Origin of the sequence: Streptomyces longhuiensis, assembly GCF_020616555.1 — a bacterium.
Lineage (GTDB): Bacteria > Actinomycetota > Actinomycetes > Streptomycetales > Streptomycetaceae > Streptomyces > Streptomyces longhuiensis.
Genome location: NZ_CP085173.1, coordinates 1,100,217 through 1,117,272, shown reverse-complemented (window position 1 = coordinate 1,117,272; position 17,056 = coordinate 1,100,217). Strand labels below are relative to the sequence as shown.

The 17,056-nt window shown below is 69.6% G+C and carries 18 protein-coding genes and 2 pseudogenes; 13 read left to right on the top strand and 7 right to left on the bottom strand.

The window, feature by feature from the left end; genetic code table 11:
• Positions 1-21: 21 nt before the first annotated feature.
• The 3 genes from LGI35_RS05260 to LGI35_RS05250 all read right to left on the bottom strand — a co-directional run bounded on the left by LGI35_RS05260 (position 22) and on the right by LGI35_RS05250 (position 3,201).
• Positions 22-1,476, bottom strand: coding sequence for an MFS transporter (locus LGI35_RS05260; protein WP_227292734.1), 1,455 nt, complete (start codon positions 1,474-1,476; stop codon positions 22-24).
• Positions 1,473-2,117: a TetR/AcrR family transcriptional regulator gene (locus LGI35_RS05255; RefSeq protein WP_227292733.1), complete on the bottom strand. Its 645-nt coding sequence runs from the start codon at positions 2,115-2,117 to the stop codon at positions 1,473-1,475. Before LGI35_RS05255 ends, LGI35_RS05260 begins: the two co-directional genes overlap by 4 nt.
• An 85-nt stretch (positions 2,118-2,202) precedes the next feature.
• Positions 2,203-3,201, bottom strand: a complete 999-nt coding sequence (locus LGI35_RS05250) for a GlxA family transcriptional regulator (RefSeq protein WP_227292732.1) — start codon at positions 3,199-3,201, stop codon at positions 2,203-2,205.
• Between the two features lie 229 nt (positions 3,202-3,430).
• Between LGI35_RS05250 and LGI35_RS05245 the strand changes: the two genes are divergently transcribed.
• From LGI35_RS05245 to LGI35_RS05235, 3 genes are all read left to right on the top strand, one after another.
• Positions 3,431-4,015 carry an isochorismatase family protein gene (locus LGI35_RS05245; protein ID WP_227292731.1) on the top strand — a complete coding sequence of 195 codons (585 nt, stop codon included), beginning with the start codon at positions 3,431-3,433 and terminating at the stop codon, positions 4,013-4,015.
• Positions 4,015-4,758 carry a cysteine hydrolase family protein gene (locus tag LGI35_RS05240; protein ID WP_227292730.1) on the top strand — a complete coding sequence of 248 codons (744 nt, stop codon included), beginning with the start codon at positions 4,015-4,017 and terminating at the stop codon, positions 4,756-4,758. The genes LGI35_RS05245 and LGI35_RS05240 overlap by 1 nt, the downstream gene beginning before the upstream one ends.
• Positions 4,759-5,056: 298 nt before the next feature.
• Positions 5,057-6,193, top strand: a complete 1,137-nt coding sequence (locus LGI35_RS05235; RefSeq protein WP_227292729.1) for a hypothetical protein — start codon at positions 5,057-5,059, stop codon at positions 6,191-6,193.
• 153 nt (positions 6,194-6,346) lie between these two features.
• Here LGI35_RS05235 and LGI35_RS05230 read toward each other — a convergent pair whose 3' ends face one another.
• Together LGI35_RS05230 and LGI35_RS05225 are read right to left on the bottom strand one after the other, a co-directional pair.
• The gene (locus tag LGI35_RS05230; RefSeq protein ID WP_227292728.1) at positions 6,347-6,715 is read right to left on the bottom strand and encodes a VOC family protein; all 369 of its coding nucleotides are present in this window, start codon (positions 6,713-6,715) and stop codon (positions 6,347-6,349) included.
• 126 nt (positions 6,716-6,841) lie between these two features.
• Positions 6,842-7,204, bottom strand: a pseudogene (locus LGI35_RS05225) (hypothetical protein); the annotation flags it as partial.
• 262 nt (positions 7,205-7,466) lie between these two features.
• On the opposite strand from LGI35_RS05225, the gene LGI35_RS05220 reads away from it, so the two are divergent.
• The 7 genes and pseudogenes from LGI35_RS05220 to LGI35_RS46790 all read left to right on the top strand — a co-directional run.
• Positions 7,467-8,036 carry a hypothetical protein gene (locus LGI35_RS05220; RefSeq protein WP_227292727.1) on the top strand — a complete coding sequence of 190 codons (570 nt, stop codon included), beginning with the start codon at positions 7,467-7,469 and terminating at the stop codon, positions 8,034-8,036.
• A 126-nt stretch (positions 8,037-8,162) separates the two neighbouring features.
• Positions 8,163-9,218, top strand: coding sequence for a chitinase (locus LGI35_RS05215; protein WP_227292726.1), 1,056 nt, complete (start codon positions 8,163-8,165; stop codon positions 9,216-9,218).
• 108 nt (positions 9,219-9,326) lie between these two features.
• Entirely contained in the window at positions 9,327-9,737 is a 411-nt protein-coding gene (locus tag LGI35_RS05210) for a VOC family protein (RefSeq protein WP_227292725.1), read from the top strand.
• A gap of 66 nt (positions 9,738-9,803) precedes the next feature.
• Complete coding sequence (locus LGI35_RS05205; RefSeq protein WP_227292724.1) at positions 9,804-10,247, top strand: helix-turn-helix transcriptional regulator; 444 nt, start codon at positions 9,804-9,806, stop codon at positions 10,245-10,247.
• A gap of 5 nt (positions 10,248-10,252) precedes the next feature.
• Entirely contained in the window at positions 10,253-10,879 is a 627-nt protein-coding gene (locus LGI35_RS05200) for a VOC family protein (protein WP_227292723.1), read from the top strand.
• A gap of 172 nt (positions 10,880-11,051) precedes the next feature.
• Complete coding sequence (locus LGI35_RS05195; RefSeq protein WP_376567947.1) at positions 11,052-11,444, top strand: iron chaperone; 393 nt, start codon at positions 11,052-11,054, stop codon at positions 11,442-11,444.
• Positions 11,445-11,532: 88 nt separating this feature from the next.
• Positions 11,533-11,763: pseudogene (locus tag LGI35_RS46790) on the top strand (HAD hydrolase family protein); the annotation flags it as partial.
• 112 nt (positions 11,764-11,875) lie between these two features.
• Here LGI35_RS46790 and LGI35_RS05190 read toward each other — a convergent pair.
• Positions 11,876-12,835 (bottom strand): NAD(P)H-dependent flavin oxidoreductase, encoded by a 960-nt coding sequence (locus LGI35_RS05190; protein ID WP_227292721.1) that lies wholly within the window; start codon positions 12,833-12,835, stop codon positions 11,876-11,878.
• A gap of 238 nt (positions 12,836-13,073) precedes the next feature.
• Here LGI35_RS05190 and LGI35_RS05185 point away from each other — a divergent pair, with 238 nt between their 5' ends.
• A complete protein-coding gene (locus LGI35_RS05185; RefSeq protein ID WP_227292720.1) occupies positions 13,074-14,321 on the top strand; it encodes an MFS transporter in 1,248 nt (415 codons plus the stop codon).
• Here LGI35_RS05185 and LGI35_RS05180 read toward each other — a convergent pair.
• Positions 14,314-15,354 (bottom strand): LysR substrate-binding domain-containing protein, encoded by a 1,041-nt coding sequence (locus LGI35_RS05180; RefSeq protein ID WP_227292719.1) that lies wholly within the window; start codon positions 15,352-15,354, stop codon positions 14,314-14,316. The genes LGI35_RS05185 and LGI35_RS05180 overlap by 8 nt on opposite strands.
• A 144-nt stretch (positions 15,355-15,498) precedes the next feature.
• Here LGI35_RS05180 and LGI35_RS05175 point away from each other — a divergent pair, with 144 nt between their 5' ends.
• Positions 15,499-16,509: an aldo/keto reductase gene (locus LGI35_RS05175; protein WP_227292718.1), complete on the top strand. Its 1,011-nt coding sequence runs from the start codon at positions 15,499-15,501 to the stop codon at positions 16,507-16,509.
• Between the two features lie 34 nt (positions 16,510-16,543).
• Complete coding sequence (locus LGI35_RS05170) at positions 16,544-16,966, top strand: SRPBCC family protein (RefSeq protein ID WP_227292717.1); 423 nt, start codon at positions 16,544-16,546, stop codon at positions 16,964-16,966.
• Positions 16,967-17,056 lie beyond the last annotated feature (90 nt).

Here is a 17,056-nt window from a genome sequence, read left to right as displayed (position 1 = left end):
GCGTGCGGCGCTTCGTGGTGGCTAGGGGCGTTCGCCGACATCCGCAACAGGGCTTTCCTGTGGCGTCAGTTGTCGTGGGAGGGGAGCGGCGTCGATCTCGCCGCCCGCGTGCCGAGGCAGCAGGAAGGCCGGAATCAGACCGAGGAGAGCGAGGATGGCCAGGGGCAGCAGGCTGCTGCTCATCGTGGAGGCGGAGACGGAGGCGGCGGTCGAACGGGTCGCTCCCGCAGCGCCCGTCGCGCCGGCGGCGACGGCGATGCCGAGCGACGGGCCGATGTTCATCGCCGTCTGCTTGAGCCCTCCGACGACTCCGGCATACCCCGGCGGCGCGTCACCGACGACCGTCCCGGTGGCGGTGACCATCACCGTGGCGAACCCGGCGCCGAGCGCGGCGAAGGCGGCTGTCATGGACGGCCACGGGCCGGCCGGACCGAGCGACGACAGCTGGGCGATGCCCACCACGACGAGAGCCGTGCCCGCGATGGCGGTGCGCCGTGGACCGTACCGGCGCAGCGCGGCGCCGGCCACGGGCGCGCCGAGCACCATCAGCGCGGTGAGCGGAAGGACGCGCAGACCCGTGGCGAGCGGGGCGAGGCGCAGGGTGTCCTGGAGGTAGAACGTGGCCCTGAACAGGGCGCCGAACAGGCCCGCGCTGATGACCAGGAGGAGTGCCATGGCCGCGGTCACAGGGACGGACCGGGCCACGGCACGCGGCACGATCGGGTGTGCGGCGTGGCGCTCGTGCAGGACGAGAACCGCCGACAAGGCCAGGCCGGCGGCGAGTTCGAGCAGCGTCGCCCCAGCGGTCCAGCCGCGCCCCGGCACGCCGGCCAGAGTGTGGACGAGCACCGCGAGTGCCGCCGTGAGCAGGGCCGTGCCGGTGAGGTCCAGCCGTTGTGAACCGGTGCGTTCAGGCATCGGCGTACGGACGGCGAGGGTGAGCGCGGCGATCACCAGCGCGGCAGGCACGTTGACCCAGAACACCGCACGCCATCCGAGGTGTTGCACCAGGATCCCGCCGAGGACCGGGCCGAGGCCGGCGGCCACCGCGATCGCGCTGGTGCGGACGGCGATGGGCGTGCCGAGACGGTCGGGCGGGTACGTGAGCCGCAGCAGGGCGAGTGTCGCGGGCTGGAGGAGCGCGCCGAAGACGCCCTGGGCGGCGCGCAGTGCGATCACCCAGCCGATCGTGGGTGCGAGCGCGATGCCGGCCGACGCGACCCCGAACCCGAGGACGCCCACGAAGAGGAGCCGCGCGTGTCCGTACCGGTCGCCGAGGCGACCGGCGACGACGAGAAGCGTGGCGACGGCGATCAGATAGCTGGTGCTCGTCCACTGGACCTGGGCCACGCTCGCGTCGAGATCATGCCGGAGGCTGGGCTGCGCCACGAGCAGGATGGTCCCGTCCAGCGCCACGATCATCGCCCCGGACACGGAGGCCAGGAGGGCGAAGGGCCGCCGTGCGGCAGGGCTCATGCCGTCACCGGACCGAGGTGGGCGTCCAGGACTGCCGTCACGAGCCGGTCGCGTTCCTGATCACCGGGCGGGGGAGTGGCGAGGGCCAGTTGCAGGCTGCCCCAGGTCCACAGCTGGGCGATGCCGTGCAGCCCGGACCACAGGGCGGCGGCGGTCACCGCGGGAGGTACGGCCGAACCGCCGGGCGGGCCGGGCCGATGCACGGTGTCCGGATCCTCCCGGCACCGGCCGACCAGGGCGACCATCCGCTCGAACAGCGGGAGCGTGGAGGTGCGCAACTGAGGCCTGCCGCCGTCCTGTTGCGCACCGTCGAGCAGGTCGTGGCGGAACATCAGCTCGAACATGCCGCCGCACTCCAGCGCGTACCCGACGTAGGTCTTGGCAAGCCGCTCCAGCTGTACGCGTGGTGGAGCCGCGGGGTCCACGACGGTCTCGAAACGGGCCGCGAGGTCCTCGAAGCCGCGCCGCGCGATGGCCGAGAGCAGGGCGTGGTGCGTGGCGAAGTACCGGCGCGGGGCCCCGTGCGACACCCCGGCCCGCCGGGCGATCTCCCGTAGCCCCACGGACGCGGAACCTTCGGTGAGGACCAGGTCCACGCCGACGTCGATCAGCCGCTCGCGAAGAGAGTTCTCATCAGCCATAGACACTGTCTACCACTGGTGCGTAGACAGTGTCTATGTGTGGGTGAGTGTCTATGCGCGAAGGAGGGCAGGCGGGTCCCGGTCGTCAACGGGTCTGGGGCACCCGGAACCTGCGGCGGTACTCCGTCGGTGTCGTGTTCAGCCGTCGCCGGAACGCCCGCACCAGGGTGTCCGTCGTGCCGAACCCGCAGGTGGACGCGATGCGTTCGAGGGTGGCGTCGGAGGATTCGAGGTCGTGGCGCGCCTTCTCGACTCGGACGGATTCGATGTAGGCGTGAGGGGTCATGCCCAGTTCGGTCTTGAAGAGCCGGGTCAGGTGCCGGTCGCTGACATGCGCGTACTCGGCCAGGTCCACGACGGTCAGCGGCCGGCTGATGTTGCGCATGATGTGGTGGCGGAGATCCTCGATGCGCCGTGTCGTGGAGAGCTGTTCCAGGGGAACGCTGAACTGACTCTGCCCGCTCGGCCGCTTCAGGTACATCACGAGCTGCCGGGCGACGCGCAGCGCGACGGCCTCGCCGAGGTCGTCGGCGATCAGCGCGAGCGACAGGTCGAGACAGGCGCTGATGCCGGCTCCGGTCCAGACATCGCCTTCGCGGATGAAGATCGGATCGGCGTCGACCTTCACCGCCGGGTGGTCCGCGGCCAGTTGGGGCGCGGTCGACCAATGCGTCGTCGCCCGCTTGCCGTCGAGGAGCCCGGCCGCGGCGAGGAGGTGCGCGCCGACACATACGGACGTGACCCGGTGCGTCCGGCCGGCGAGGATCTTCACCCAGCTGACCAGCTCGGGGTCGACGAGCGCGCGTACGCGGCGCTCGCTGTCGACCTCCACCGAGCCAGGCACGATGAGGGTGTCGATGCCTCCCTCGGCGGCTTCCCGGAAGGTGATGTCCGGGAGGATGCGGACTCCGGCGGACGTGGTCACCGGGTCCATGTTCTCGGCGGCGAGGACGACGTGATAGCCCGCCGCGTCCTCGGTCTCGCGCCGGGCCAGGGAGAACACTTCCGGTGGTCCGGTGACGTCGAGCAGGTCGACGCCTTCGAAGAGGACGATGACGATGAGCCGTCTGGCGATGTCCTGCATGAGTCCCCCTGGCCGGCGCTCGGTACTCGGAGCTCGGAGCTCGGAGCTCGGCGATTGACGGTTGGCAGCTGACAGTTGGCAGTGGCGATCGATGCTGCGCCAGCTGCATGTCGGTATCTGCATGTTAGACGTCATTGTCGACACGCCTGCCGGGTCATAGCGTTCTAGTCGCAGCCCACCGCATCCCTCGGGCTGCCAACCTCACGCGAAGACCGAAGGCGGTACACCCATGTCCAGAACCACGCTGCGCGAGCTCAACGGCTTCGACGAGACGCCCGCGAAGCTGGCCGACTCGACGCTGATCCTGATCGACTTCCAGAACACCTACACCCAGGGCGTGATGGAACTCGACGGATGGGAGGCCTCGCTCGACGCCGCCGCGCAGCTGCTGGCACGGGCCCGCCAGGAGGGCACGAAGGTCGTGCACGTCATCAACGACGGCGGCGAGGGCACCCCGTACGACATCCGGGCCGAGATCGGCCAGATTCACCCCCGTGTCGCGCCGGTCGAGGGCGAGGCCGTCGTCGTCAAGCAGGTCCCGAACGCGTTCGTCGACACCGACCTGGGCACACACGTCCCGGACGGACAGGACGTCGTCATCGCCGGCTGGATGACGCACATGTGCGTGGCGTTCACCGCGCAGGGCGCGTTCCTGCGCGGCAACCGTCCCACCATCGTCGCCGATGCCACCGCCACCCGCTCGCTGCCGGTGGCCGGTACCGACCTCGACGCCTGCCAGGTGCACTACAGCGCCCTCGCCACCATCGCCGACCTGTACGGCGTCGTCGTACCGACCCAGAAGGAGATCGTCTGATGAAGCCGCTGCGTTCAGCCGCCGCGCTGAGCCTCGCCGCCGTTCTCGCGGCCACCGCCACGGCGTGCGGAGGAAGCTCCGAAGCCGCCGCGCGCACCGACCGCAAGCCGTCGCCCGCCGTGGACAACGCCGGTGGGAACGCCGGGGAGAAGAACGTCGCGAAGGACACGACGACGCTGCGGCAGCTCAACAAGCTGGACGAGACCCCGGCGAAGCTCTCCGACGCGACGCTGATCCTCGTCGACTACCAGAACACCTACACCCAGGGTGTGATGGAACTCGACGGGTGGCACTCCGCGGTGAACAACGCCGAAGCCCTGCTGAAGCGCGCCCGTGCGGCGGGAACGCCGGTCATCCACATCGTCGACAAGGGGTACGACCTGAAGTCGAAGGCGGGCCAGATCATTCCGGCACTCAAGCCGGCGAAGGGCGAGCCCGTCGTCGAGAAGACCGTCCCCAACGGCTTCCACCACACCGATCTCGCCGAAGAGGTCAAGAAGGCCGGGCGCAAGAACGTCATCATCGCCGGATTCATGACCAACATGTGCACCCTGTTCACGACCCAGGGCGCGTTCCTCAACGGCAACAACCCGACCGTGGTGGGCGACGCCTCCGCGACCCGGCCGCTGCCGCTCAAGGGCAACCCTAACGGCATCCCCGCGAAGCAGGTTCACGAGGCCGCGCTCGCCACGGTCCAGGACCTCTACGGAGTCGTGGTCCCCAAGCAGAGCTCGCTCAAGTAGCCGGCACTCGACCAGTACTCGCCTCTCTCGGAGTTCGGAGTTGTGAGTTCTGAGTTGTGAGTTCGGCGTTCGGCGTTCGGAGGGGGAAGGGATGCGCATTCCTTCCCCCTCCGCCCCCTGTGATCCCCCGAAGAGAAGAACCCCCACCCCCTAAGAGAAGAACCCCCACAAGTTAAGGCCCCCCACAAATGACTCACCCAACCAATGGACTTCCCCCCATGTCCCACATGCCCCCCATGCAGATGGTCCCCCCACTCACTCAACATTCGCGCACCGAACCGCTACGGAGAAAACGAAGATGGCTACGCGCAGAGGATTTATAGGCAGCGCTTCCGGTATCAGCACCGCGGCGCTGTTGGGTTACTCGGCGTCCCCGAGTGCCGCGGACTCTCCGCTGACGGACACGACGAGCGCGGCCGCGGCGTCGGTGACCCAGCAGCAGGCGAAGGACTCGATCTTCGCAGTCAACGCCGGAATGCGCTCCAACTACGCCACTCTCAAGGCGGAGTTGGTCAAGCACCTGTCACCGGTGATCGTGGTGCAGAACGACGCGAAGGGCGGCAGGTTCACCCTCGTGACGGCGAACGGCCAGGAGTCCGTCAATCCCGTGGCGGAGACGTTCGAGCTGGCGAAGTCCATCGCCCACGTTCCGCTCGGCTGCTTCTCCGTGATCGCCTCGTACCTCGCGGACAAGATCCCGAACCTGCCGAACGCCGATCGCATCGACCCGCACGACCTCCTGCTGGTCGCGTTCAACGACGACAAGTCCACCGCGTGGATCGAACCTCTTCAGGCCTACGCCGCCACTCTCACCACGGCGCGCAAGAACCTTCCCGCCGCCGGCCTGCCGGCCGCGCTGACCACGTCGTGCGGCAACATCCTCGACGCCGCGCTGAAGTTCATCAACGCCTCGGTCCAGGCGAAGGTGTTCGACATGAAGTCCTTCGAGGACTTCTCCGGGAGCGTCTACCCCGACATCCGCGTCAACATGGAGCACGCAGCGCAGGCCCAGATCAAGGGCGTGCAGGACACCATGAAGACCTGGCGCGCGAAGGTCGGCGAGGCGGCATGGGCGGACCTGTACTGCGTGGTGCTGTCGCAGTGGACGACCAGCGTGCTCAACCAGAACACCATCATCATCAAGGACTGCATGAACGCGGCGAAGGTCGCCACGCACCTGATCGACCTGCCGGGCCTCGAGACGCCGAAGGACCCGATCTTCACCGCGCTCGACAACCTCGCCCGGATCGTGCAGGACAACATCGCCGCGGAGATGGTGTTCCCGAAGGACACGAAGGTCGCCGACGCCCTGAAGGGCAAGGAGGACCTGCTGTCCGACGAGATCCTCATCCAACTCGGCGGCAGCGCGGCGACGACGCTGAGCGCGCCCACGTACAACACCCTCTCCGAGGGGATGTGCCCGGTCAGGAAGTAGCCGCGGGCACGGAGATGCGTCTATCTGTTGACCCATAGAACGCGCAGGTCAGGCGGCTCCTCCCGTTGACAACGACGAGCCGTGGGGGAGCCGCTCACAGCCTGTTCGCTGCCGTTCGCCGACGACAGCGGCACGACGTCTGCGCGACGCCCGTCAGTTGTGACCAGTGTCGATGACGCAGAAGCGGTTGCCGTCCGGATCGGCGAGCACAATGAAGTCGGCGTCGTCCGGATAGAGGTCCCAGCTAACCCGCTGTGCGCCCAGAGACACCAACCGCTCGACCTCGGCAGCCTGGTCGGGCGCGTCCCCGGCGTACAGATCCAGATGGATCCGCGGATGCTCCTGGACCGGCGTCTCGCTGAGGCCGAGCGACAGCTGGACCCCGGCGCCTTGTGCCGGCACCAACACCACCCAGTCGTCCTCCATCGCCTCGCGCGGGACGTATCCCAGGGCCTCCGTCCAGAACGCGGTCGCGCGTGGCACGTCCGAGACACCCAGCACAACCGATCCGATTCTCAGCATGCGCAGATTCTGGCGGACTACGGCACACCGCCGGCGTAGGCGACGCGCCGGAGTCACCTCGTGGGGAGCCTGGCGGCACTGCCCCCGGAGGGGAGTAGCACCGCCCGGCGAGGTCGGCCCTGCGCGTCAGAAGACGAACGGACCGGGTGCCTGGGCGGATGTGGCGTTGCAGGTCACGGTGATACCCATGACCACGACCTTCAGAGACTTGGCCTCCAGGCTGTCCCCGGCGGCGACGGTCCCGTTCAGCGGCCCGGTGGACACGGGGCTGCCGGCCGGGATCGCCGGGTTGGAGTTGCCCGTGAACGTCGATGTCCCGGTGCCGTTGTTGGTGAGTGTGAGCGTCGAGTCGACCGAGCCCGCCGCGACGTCGACGGGCGCCGAAATGGCCGGGGTCGACACACTGATCGTCACGGCCGTGCCGTCCTGGGTGGCCGTGAGCGTCGCCGTGCCCGACCCGTAGATTCCGCAGTCGAACGAGATGGTGGCCGCTCCGCAGGAGTCCGTTTCCTCCCCTGCTTGAAGGCCTGGACTGGCTGACCAATGAGTCGTTCACCCGCGCCGAACTGCACGGGATGTGCGTCGGTGCGCTGAAGGGGGCGTTGGGCGCTGTGCTCGATCTCGATGCGCTGACCGGTGCGGAGGGTGGTCGGTGACCTGGCGCGGACGGCGCGGCGTGATCGGTCGTTGCGTACGATTCGGCGCGTCGAGGTAAGCGGATTCGAATGTCGAAGTACGCAGGGGAGGCCCCATGGACGCCGGGCACCGGCACGCCGACAAAGGCGCCATGCTGGCCCGCTTCGCGGCCCGCATCCTCGTGGTGTGCCCCCGCTGCTCAGCGCGCGCCGTGGTCGTACCTCGGCCCGGAGGGCCCGAACTCCGTTACTCCGTAGACCTGTTGTTCCTGCCCAGGCGGCTGGCCTGCGCGCGCTGCGGGGTCACGGCCGAGTGGGAGCCGGAGCGGCGCGGCAACGCACGCATCGGCGCGACACTCGGCGGTCCGGCCGAGCCGTTCTTCGGCCGGCCGTTGTGGTTGCAGACACGCTGCGCGGGCCGGCTGCTGTGGGCGTACGACATCGAGCACGTGGACGCGCTCACGGCGTACATCGGTGCGCGCCTGAGGGAGCGGGGGAGTCCGTCGTCGTCTCTGGCGATGATCCCGAGGCTGCCCGACTGGATGACTTCGGCAGCCAACCGCAGTGAGGTCGTCGCGGGGCTCGCCGCGCTGCGTGCGCGGGCCGAACGCTCGGCGCCCGAGAGTCGCCCCGACACCGCCGACGGGAGCGCGGCCCGGTCGCAGCAGCGACGCGCGACGTACTAGCCCGAACCACGTCTCGGCCCCAACTCCCCATTGGTCCATACCCATTGACGAAAGGTCTGGACCTCTCTACCGTGCGTCGTGCTCACGCCAACCCCCACTCGCCCGGCGATCCTGCGGAGGCCCCCCATGTCCCGTCGCAGTCGTACCTCCCGTCTCCTCGGCGCAGCCCTCGCGGCGGCCGCGTCCCTCTCCACCGTCCTCGTCGCGGCGCCCGCCGCCCCCGCCGCCGACACCTGCGCGACCAAATCGCGACCGGCCGGCAAGGTCCTCCAGGGCTACTGGGAGAACTGGGACGGTGCGTCCAACGGCGTGCACCCGCCCTTCGGCTGGACCCCCATCACCAACCCCGAGATGGCACAGCACGGCTACAACGTCATCAACGCGGCCTTCCCGGTGATCCGCTCCGACGGCACCGCACTGTGGGAGGACGGCATGGACACGAACGTGAAGGTCGCGACCCCCGCCGAGATGTGTCAGGCCAAGGCATCGGGCCAGACCATCCTCATGTCCATCGGCGGCGCGGCGGCGGGCATCGACCTCAACTCGACCGCCGTCGCCGACCACTTCGTCGAGACGATCGTCCCGATCCTGAAGAAGTACAACTTCGACGGCATCGACATCGACATCGAGACAGGCCTCACCGGCAGCGGCAACATCAGCCAACTCTCCACGTCGCAGGCCAACTTGATCCGCATCATCGACGGCATCCTCGCCCAGATGCCCGCCGGGTTCGGACTGACGATGGCCCCCGAGACGGCGTACGTCACCGGCGGCAGCGTCACCTACGGCTCGATCTGGGGCGCCTACCTCCCCGTCATCAAGAAGTACGCCGACAACGGCCGCCTGTGGTGGCTCAACATGCAGTACTACAACGGCAGCATGTACGGCTGCTCCGGCGACTCCTACGAGGCCGGAACCGTCCAGGGCTTCACCGCCCAGACCGACTGCCTGAACAAGGGCCTCGTGGTCCAGGGCACCACCATCAAGGTCCCCTACGACAAGCAGGTCCCCGGCCTGCCCGCCCAGCCCGGCGCGGGCGGAGGCTACATGTCGCCGAGCCTGGTCTCGCAGGCATGGAACACGTACGGCGACGGCCTCAAAGGACTGATGACCTGGTCGATCAACTGGGACGGATCGAAGGGCTGGACGTTCGGGGACAACGTGAAGGGCCTGGAACAGTAGCCGAACCGAGTCGTGGGCATGCCCCCTTCACCCCACTGGGGTGAGATCCGGCCCTGCCGGTCAGGATCGGAGAAGCGCAGTCCGCCGGGCCGACACTAACGTGGTGCCATGGACATCACCATTCACACCACCTCGCTCCCGCACGACGACCCGGACGCTTCCCTGGCCTTCTACCGCGACGTCCTCGGTTTCGAGGTCCGCAGCGACGTGGGCCAGGGCAAGATGCGCTGGATCACGGTCGGTCCCGTCGGCCAGCCCGGCACGTCCATCCTCCTCGCGCCGCCGGCCGCGGACCCCAGCATCAGCGAGGACGAGCGCCGCACCATCGCCGAGATGATGGCCAAGGGCACCTACGGCTGGATCCTGCTGGCCACCCGGGACCTGGACGGGACGTTCGAGAAGGTGCAGGCAGCCGACGTGGACGTCGTCCAGGAGCCGACCGACCAGCCGTACGGCGTCCGCGACTGCGCCTTCCGTGACCCCGCGGGCAACATGGTCCGCATCCAGGAACTTCGCTGAGCCCCGCCGCGCCAGGTGGCCCCGGGTCACCTGGCGCGCGCGGACACCCATGAAGGTAGGTGTCGTATGTGCCATCCCGCCTGGGGGCGCGCGCTCGCCCAGGACCAGCGACTCAAAGACCTGGTGCGACTGCGCCGTGTCCGTGACCGGATCGACCGGGCGCACGCGCAGCCGCTGAACGTGGAAGCGCTCGCCCGTGGGGTGAACTGGCCGGCCGGACATCTCAGTCGGCAGTTCCGGCTCGCGTACGGCCAGTCGCCGTACGGCTTCTTGATGACGCGTCGTGTCGAGCGGGCGAAGGCGTTGCTGCGCGGTGGCGACCTCACGGTCATCGAGGTCGGTCTCCTGGTCGGATACGCGTCGCAGGGTGTCTTCCGCGCCCGCTTCACAGAGCTGGCCGGCGTGACGCCCGCCGCGTACCGGTGTGGTGCGGCGGCGGCCGCGACAGGGGCGCCGCCGATACCGGTCAGGAATGGAGAAGCATTCCTCACCGAGCCACAACTAGCGTGATGTCCATGACCTCCATCGAGTCCATCACCCTCGAGGTGGCCGACCCCACGGCCGCCCAGCGCTTCTACTCCGCCGCCTTCGGCCTGGACACTCAGGTCGGACTCAGCGCCTCGCAGGCGCCGACGGCCGGCTTCCGCGGTTTCTCGCTGTCGCTCACCGTGTCCCAGCCGGCCGACGTCAAGGCACTCATCGGCACCGCCCTCGACGCCGGCGCCACACCGCTCAAGCCCGTCACGAAGTCCCTGTGGGGGTACGGCGGCGTCGTCCAGGCACCGGACGGGACGATCTGGAAGGTCGCCACGTCCGCGCGGAAGGACAAGGGCCCGGCGACCCGGCAGATCGACAGCATCGTGCTCCTGCTGGGAGTGGCGGACGTGGCCGCGAGCAGGCAGTTCTACGTCGACCGTGGTCTCACCGTGGCGAAGAGCTTCGGCCGCAAGTACGTCGAGTTCGACACACCCTCCAGCCCGGTCAAGCTGGCTCTCTACGGGCGCCGCGCGCTGGCCAAGGATGTCGGCGTCCCCGTCGACGGCAGCGGATCGCACCGGCTCGTACTCGGCGGCGACGCCGGGACCTTCACCGACCCGGACGACTTCGCCTGGCAGGCCACCACGGTCGCGTCCGCGGCCTGACCCGAAGCCATCCTCGTCCCGCTCGTCCCGACCACGCGTTGCCCGAGAGGAACCTGCCATGACGAACACGCAGAGGACCACGAAGAGCGCCACGAAGAGTGCCAGGAGCACCACCGGTACCGCCGCGGCCGACAAGACGTACGACGGGTTCACCGAGGAGGAACGAGGCGCGATGAAGGAGCGCGCCAAGGAACTCAAGGCGTCCTCTCGTCGCGGATCGCGCACGGCCAAGGCGGACGGCGACAGCGAGGTGCGCGCCAAGATCTCCGAGATGCCGGAAGCGGACCGCGTCATCGCCGAGCGCATCCACGAGATCGTCAGGACCAGCGCCCCGGACCTGGCCCCGAAGCTCTGGTACGGCATGCCCGCGTACGCCAGGGACGGCAAGGTCGTCTGCTTCTTCCAGAGCGCACAGAAGTTCAAGAGCAGGTACGCCACGCTCGGCTTCAGCGACCTGGCGAAGCTCGACGACGGCACCATGTGGCCGTCCGCGTACGCCCTGACCGAGTTGAACGCCGACGGCGAGGCGCGGATCGGCGAGCTCATCAAGCGCGCGGCCGGCTGAGACCCGCCCGCCGCAAGGCCGGCGCCCGCCCCGTCTCCTTCATTTCGACACCCCTCAATCGCCTGACCCCACCGGGGACAAGCGTGACTTCGCCGTCCGCTACGCCGGGTCGCTCGGCCTTGCGCCTCAAGACCGCGCCGCCATCGGTGACAGCCGCTCGGATCTGCCACTGTTCCGGGAAGTGGGGCTGAGCATCGCGTTCAACGCCGACCAGCAGGCACGTGAGACAGCCGGAGTCTGTGTGGACGGTGAGGACGTCCGAGCCGTGATCCCCCTGCTGGAGGACTGGCTCAAGGTGCGTGGAAGCAGCCCAAAGTAACTTCTGGCCGCGGTGGTCTGCCGGTCACGCCGTGGGTGCGCGGCCCAGTCGTCTGCCGCTCAAACCGCGGGTGCGCGGCCCACGAGCCGTGAGCACGTGGGCAGTTGGTCCGTCAGCGGCGGCCCGCGCGGGTCAGTGCTTCCTCCGTCTGGGCGGCCAGGGTGGGGACGAGGCCGGCTGCCGAGGGGAGGTCGGTGATGAGGTCGACGGCTTCGCCGGCCCAGACCGGCAGCGGGGGCACCGTACCGCGTGCCACGTCGTCCTGGTAGTTCTGACGGGCCTGGGGGTCGGCGGCGAGTTCCGCCTCGCGGCCGCGCCAGTGGTCGAGATACGGGTGGCCGAGGGTGCGGGCGGGGTACTTCGCGGGCCATCGGGAGCCGCGGGCAATGTCCAGTACCGAGCTGCGCTCGGTGTCCCGGCCGCGTCCTTCGATGATCGCCTTGGTGATCGAGGGGTCGACCAGGGCCTCTGCGGTGGCCTGGAAGCGGGTGCCGATGAGCGCTCCGGCAGCGCCCAGCGCGAGTGCGGCCGCCACGCCGCGGCCGTCGGCGATCCCGCCGGCCGCCAGTACGGGCACCGGGTCCACGAGATCCACGACCGCCGGCACGAACGGCAAGGTGGAGCGCCCGCGCCGGGCTCCGTGCCCACCGCTCTCGGTTCCCTGGGCCACGATCACGTCGGCGCCCAGGTCCGCGGCCCGCTCGGCCTCCTCCAGATCCGTGACCTGAAGGATCAACAGCGCCCCCGCTCGGCGGACACGCTCCACGTATGGGCTGGGGTCGCCGAACGACAGCATCACGGCTCTCGGCCCGTACTCCAGAGCCCGTTCCACGGCGGCGACGTCGATTCCCCAGGTCAGGAATCCGACGCCCCACGGACTGCCGGTGTCCGCGACGATCGGCACCTCGCGCGCCAGCCACTCCGCGTCCCCGAACGCGCCGCCCAGCAATCCGAACCCGCCGCCGCGTGCGACAGCCGCGGCCAGCGCGCCGCCGGCCGACCCACCCATCGGCGCCAGCGCGATCGGGTGCCGCACGCCGAACATCTCCGTGAACGCTGTCTCTAACGCCATGGCCCCATGATGGCTCCCGTCGAGACCCTTCCGAGGTCGCGCCCAGCCGAGCCCGTCAAGAGCCTCGGGCCCGCGCGATTCCCGGTTCGTCACCAGGAGATCCACGCCGCCCGAATGTCCGCACAACGCCTGGTTGTGTTCTCATGGCGGGTCGGTTGTTTGATCTCGTCGTCTGCTCCTCGCTTTGATGTCGGTGGTCAGCGTGTGGTTGTCGGGGGCGGCGAGAGGTGCGGTGGGCGTGAAGGGCAGACGGGCGCTGGGGCGGCGGTTCGGGTGGTTGTGGGCGGCGTTCGCGGTCAGCTCGTACGGCACGGGGTTCGGGTTCGGCGCGTTCCCTCTGATCGCGATCCTCGTACTGCACTCCGGGCCGACGCAGGTGGCGGCGCTGGCCGCCGCGGGGCGGGCCGTGGGGGCCGTGGTCGCGGTGCCGCTCGGGCCGTGGATGGAGTTCCGGCGTAAGCGGCCCGTCATGATCGCCATGGACCTGATCCGGTTCGCGGCGCTGATGAGCATCCCCGCCGCATTCGCGTTCGGCTGGCTCAGCTTCGCCCAGCTCCTCGTCGTCTCCGTCGTCGTCGCCGCGGCCGACATCGCCTTCAAGGCGGCCAGCGGCGCGTATTTGAAGTCGCTCGTGCCGCCGGAGGACCTGCTCGTCGCGAACGGCCGGTTCGAGTCCACGACGTGGACCTCGATCGTGGTCGGGCCGCCGCTCGGCGGGGCCGCGATCGGGATGTTCGGCCCGGTGACGACGGTGATCGCCGACGCGGTCAGCTACCTGCTCTCGGCGCTCGGCATCCGTGCCATCGGAGGGACGGAAGCGCGCCCCGCGCGGGCCGCCGCACCACGGCTGCGCGCCGGTGATCTGCTCGAAGGGTGGCGCTACATCCTCGGCCACCGCACGCTGCGCCCGCTGTTCCTCAACTCGATCGTCGTCAACGGCCTCATCATGGCCTCCGAGCCGCTGATCGCCGTGCTCATGCTGAGCCGGCTCGGCTTCGCGCCCTGGCAGTACGGTCTCGCGTTCGCGGCCCCCTGCATCGGTGGACTCATCGGCTCACGTATGGCGCACCCGCTCGTGGCGCGGTTCGGGCAGCGCAAGGTGATGCTGACCGTCGGAGCCCTGCGTGCGTGCTGGCCCATCGGGCTGGCGTTCGTCCAGCCCGGGGTTCCCGGGATCGTGCTCGTCATCGCCGTCCAGCTCGGCCTGGTGACCTGCTGCGGCCTGTTCAACCCGGTGCTCGCGACCTACCGGCTGGAACACAGTGACCCCGACCGGGTCGCCCGCACGCTGTCCGCGTGGTCAGTGAGCAGCAGCCTGTCCATCGCGGCGCTGACCGCCGTGTGGGGTGTGATCGCCGCGGTCACCGGCCCTCGCACCGCGATCGCGATCGCCGGAGTCGTCCTCCTGGCCACCCCGCTGCTGCTCCCGCGCCGGGAGAAGGCGCCCCGGAACACGGGGGAGCAGGCCGCCGCCGGCATCACCTGACAGGCTCGTCCGTGGCGTCCGTGGCGTCCGTGGCGTCCGTGGCGTCCGTGGCGTCCGTGGCGTCCGTGGCGTCCGTGGCGTCCGTGGCGTCCGTGGCGTCCGTGGCGTTCTCGGTGTCCTCGACGTCCCCGACGTTCTCGGTGTTCTCGGTTTTCAGTACGGTCGCGCGGAAGGACGTGACGACCGGGCGCAGATCGATCTGGTGCCAGGCGGCCCAGAGGCGTACCGACCTTTGGAACCAGGGGAGTTCACGGACCGTGACGCCTGGGGTGTCGCCCCGCAGCATGCTCTCCTGGACCAGCGTCATGCCGAGGCCGGATGCGGCCAGGCCGAGCGCGGTCAGGGGTTCGGGGGCTTCGAGCCGGATGTCCGGGGTGAACCCGGCCGCCGCACAGGAGGCGACGAAGTCGTCGCGCCAGGCCGGCTGTTGGCTGTTCTCGATGGCGATCCACGGCTGACCGTCGAGGTCTTCCGGCAGGATCGCCGCCCTCCCGGCCAGCGGGTGGCTGCTCGGCACGGCCAGGAGCAGCGGGTCTTCCAGGAGGAGGGCGCCGCGCAGGTCGGGGTCTGCCGCGGGGGGCGCCTCCGGCACGAGGGCGATGTCCAGGCTGCGCTGGCGCAGGCCCTCGAACTGCTGGGCCGCGGTCAGGTCGTACAGGGCCACGTGGATGCCGGGCCGCTCGTCGTGCAGGGCGCGCAGGGCCTGCGGCAGGATCCCGGTGTGCATGGCATCGCCGACGTAACCCACGCACAGTCCGCCTTCCTCGCCGCGCCCCAGGCGGCGGCCGAGGTTCTCGAGCCGGTCCGCGTGCCGCAGCAGGGCCGTGGCCTCGGTGAGGAAGACGCGGCCGTCGGAGGTGAGGCGCAGGCGCTGCTGGCTGCGCTCGAACAGGGTCAGGCCCAGGTTCTTCTCCAGCTGGGCGATCTGCCGGCTCAGCGGCGACTGGGAGATGTGCAGGCGATCGGCGGCCCGGCCGACGTGTTCCTCCTCGGCCACGGCCACGAAATAGCGAAGTTGTCGCAGGTCAAGCATGTAAGACCTCTAGGGACTCAAGTGTGTCCAAGCAAGTCTTGGACAGTCTGACTCCTCGATCCTAACCTCGACAGAGCAAGAGCCGCGGAGCAGGGGAAACCATCCTGAGCTTCGCATCACCAGACAGACAGGAAGATTTCACTCATGGGTATCAAGTCCCTCCTGCCGGGATCCCTCGGCTTCGGCACCGCCCCGCTGGGCAACATGTTCCGCAGCATCCCCGACGAGGAGGCCGCCGCCACCGTCGAGGCAGCCTGGGACCAGGGCATCCGCTACTTCGACACCGCGCCCTTCTACGGTGCGGGCCTGTCCGAGCTGCGCCTCGGCGAGGTGCTGGCCGAGCGGCCGCGTGACGAGTACGTGCTCAGCACCAAGGTCGGCCGCGTCATCCTGGACGAGCTGGAGGACCCCGCCGACCGCGACCTGGGCGAGAAGGGCGGTCTCTTCGAGCACGGCCGCGCGAACAAGATGGTCGACCTCTACACCGCGGACGCCACCCTGCGTTCCATCGAGGACAGCCTCAAGCGCCTGAAGACGGACCGGCTCGACATCGTCTGGGTGCACGACGTCGCCCAGGACTTCCACGGCGACGACTGGCTCGCCGTCTACGAGACGGCCCGCACCGGCGCCTTCCGTGTCCTGCAGAACCTCCGCGACGAGGGCGTCATCAAGGCCTGGGGCCTCGGCGTCAACCGTGTGGAGCCGATCGAGCTCACCCTCGACCTGGACGAGCCCAAGCCCGACGCGTTCCTCCTGGCCGGCCGCTACACCCTGCTCGACCACAACCGCTCCCTGCAGCGCCTGCTGCCCGCCGCCACCGAGCAGAACGTCGACATGGTCGTCGGCGGCCCCTACAGCTCAGGCATCCTCGCCGGTGGGCAGCACTTCGAGTACCAGAAGGCCCCCGCGGACATCATCGCCAAGGTCGAGAGGATCAAGGCACTCGCCGCCGGGCACGGTGTCAGCATCAAGGCCGCCGCCCTGCAGTTCGCCCTGGCGCACCCGGCCACGGCCGCCGTCGTCCCCGGCGCCACCCGGCCCAGCCGTATCGCCGAAGACGTCGCCGCCCTCAAGGAGAACGTCCCGGCCGCCTTCTGGACCGCGCTCCGCGACGAACAGCTCATCGCCGCCGACGCCCCCACTCCCACCGCCTGAGCGCCGGCTTCACGACACCCGAAAGGAACAGCACATGGCCACCACCGCCACCGCCACCATCGACCTCCCCCGATCCGCCGACGACGTCTGGCAGCTCATCGGCGGCTTCGACTCCCTGCCCGACTGGCTCCCGTACATCCCCGAGAGCGAGCTGAGCGAGGGCGGGCGCGTACGCCGTCTGACGAATCAGGACGGCGGCGTCATCGTCGAACGCCTCAAGGCCTTCGACGACGACAAGCGCACCTACTCGTACGCCATCGAGCAGGCGCCGTTCCCCGTCACCGGCTACCTCTCCACGCTGACGGTGCGCGACGTACCCGGCACGCCCGGAACGTCGCGGGTGGAATGGACGGGCTCCTTCACGCCCGTCGGAGTCAGCGAGGCCCACGTCGAGGAGCTCTTCCACGGCATCTACGCGGACGGCCTCGCGGCGCTGCTCAAGACCCTCAACTCCTGAGGCCGACGCCGGTGATGGGCCGGTCACGTGAGGCGTCGGCCACCGTCACGTTGTTCATCCTGGGAGCCCCCGGCAGCCTTTGGGGGCTCC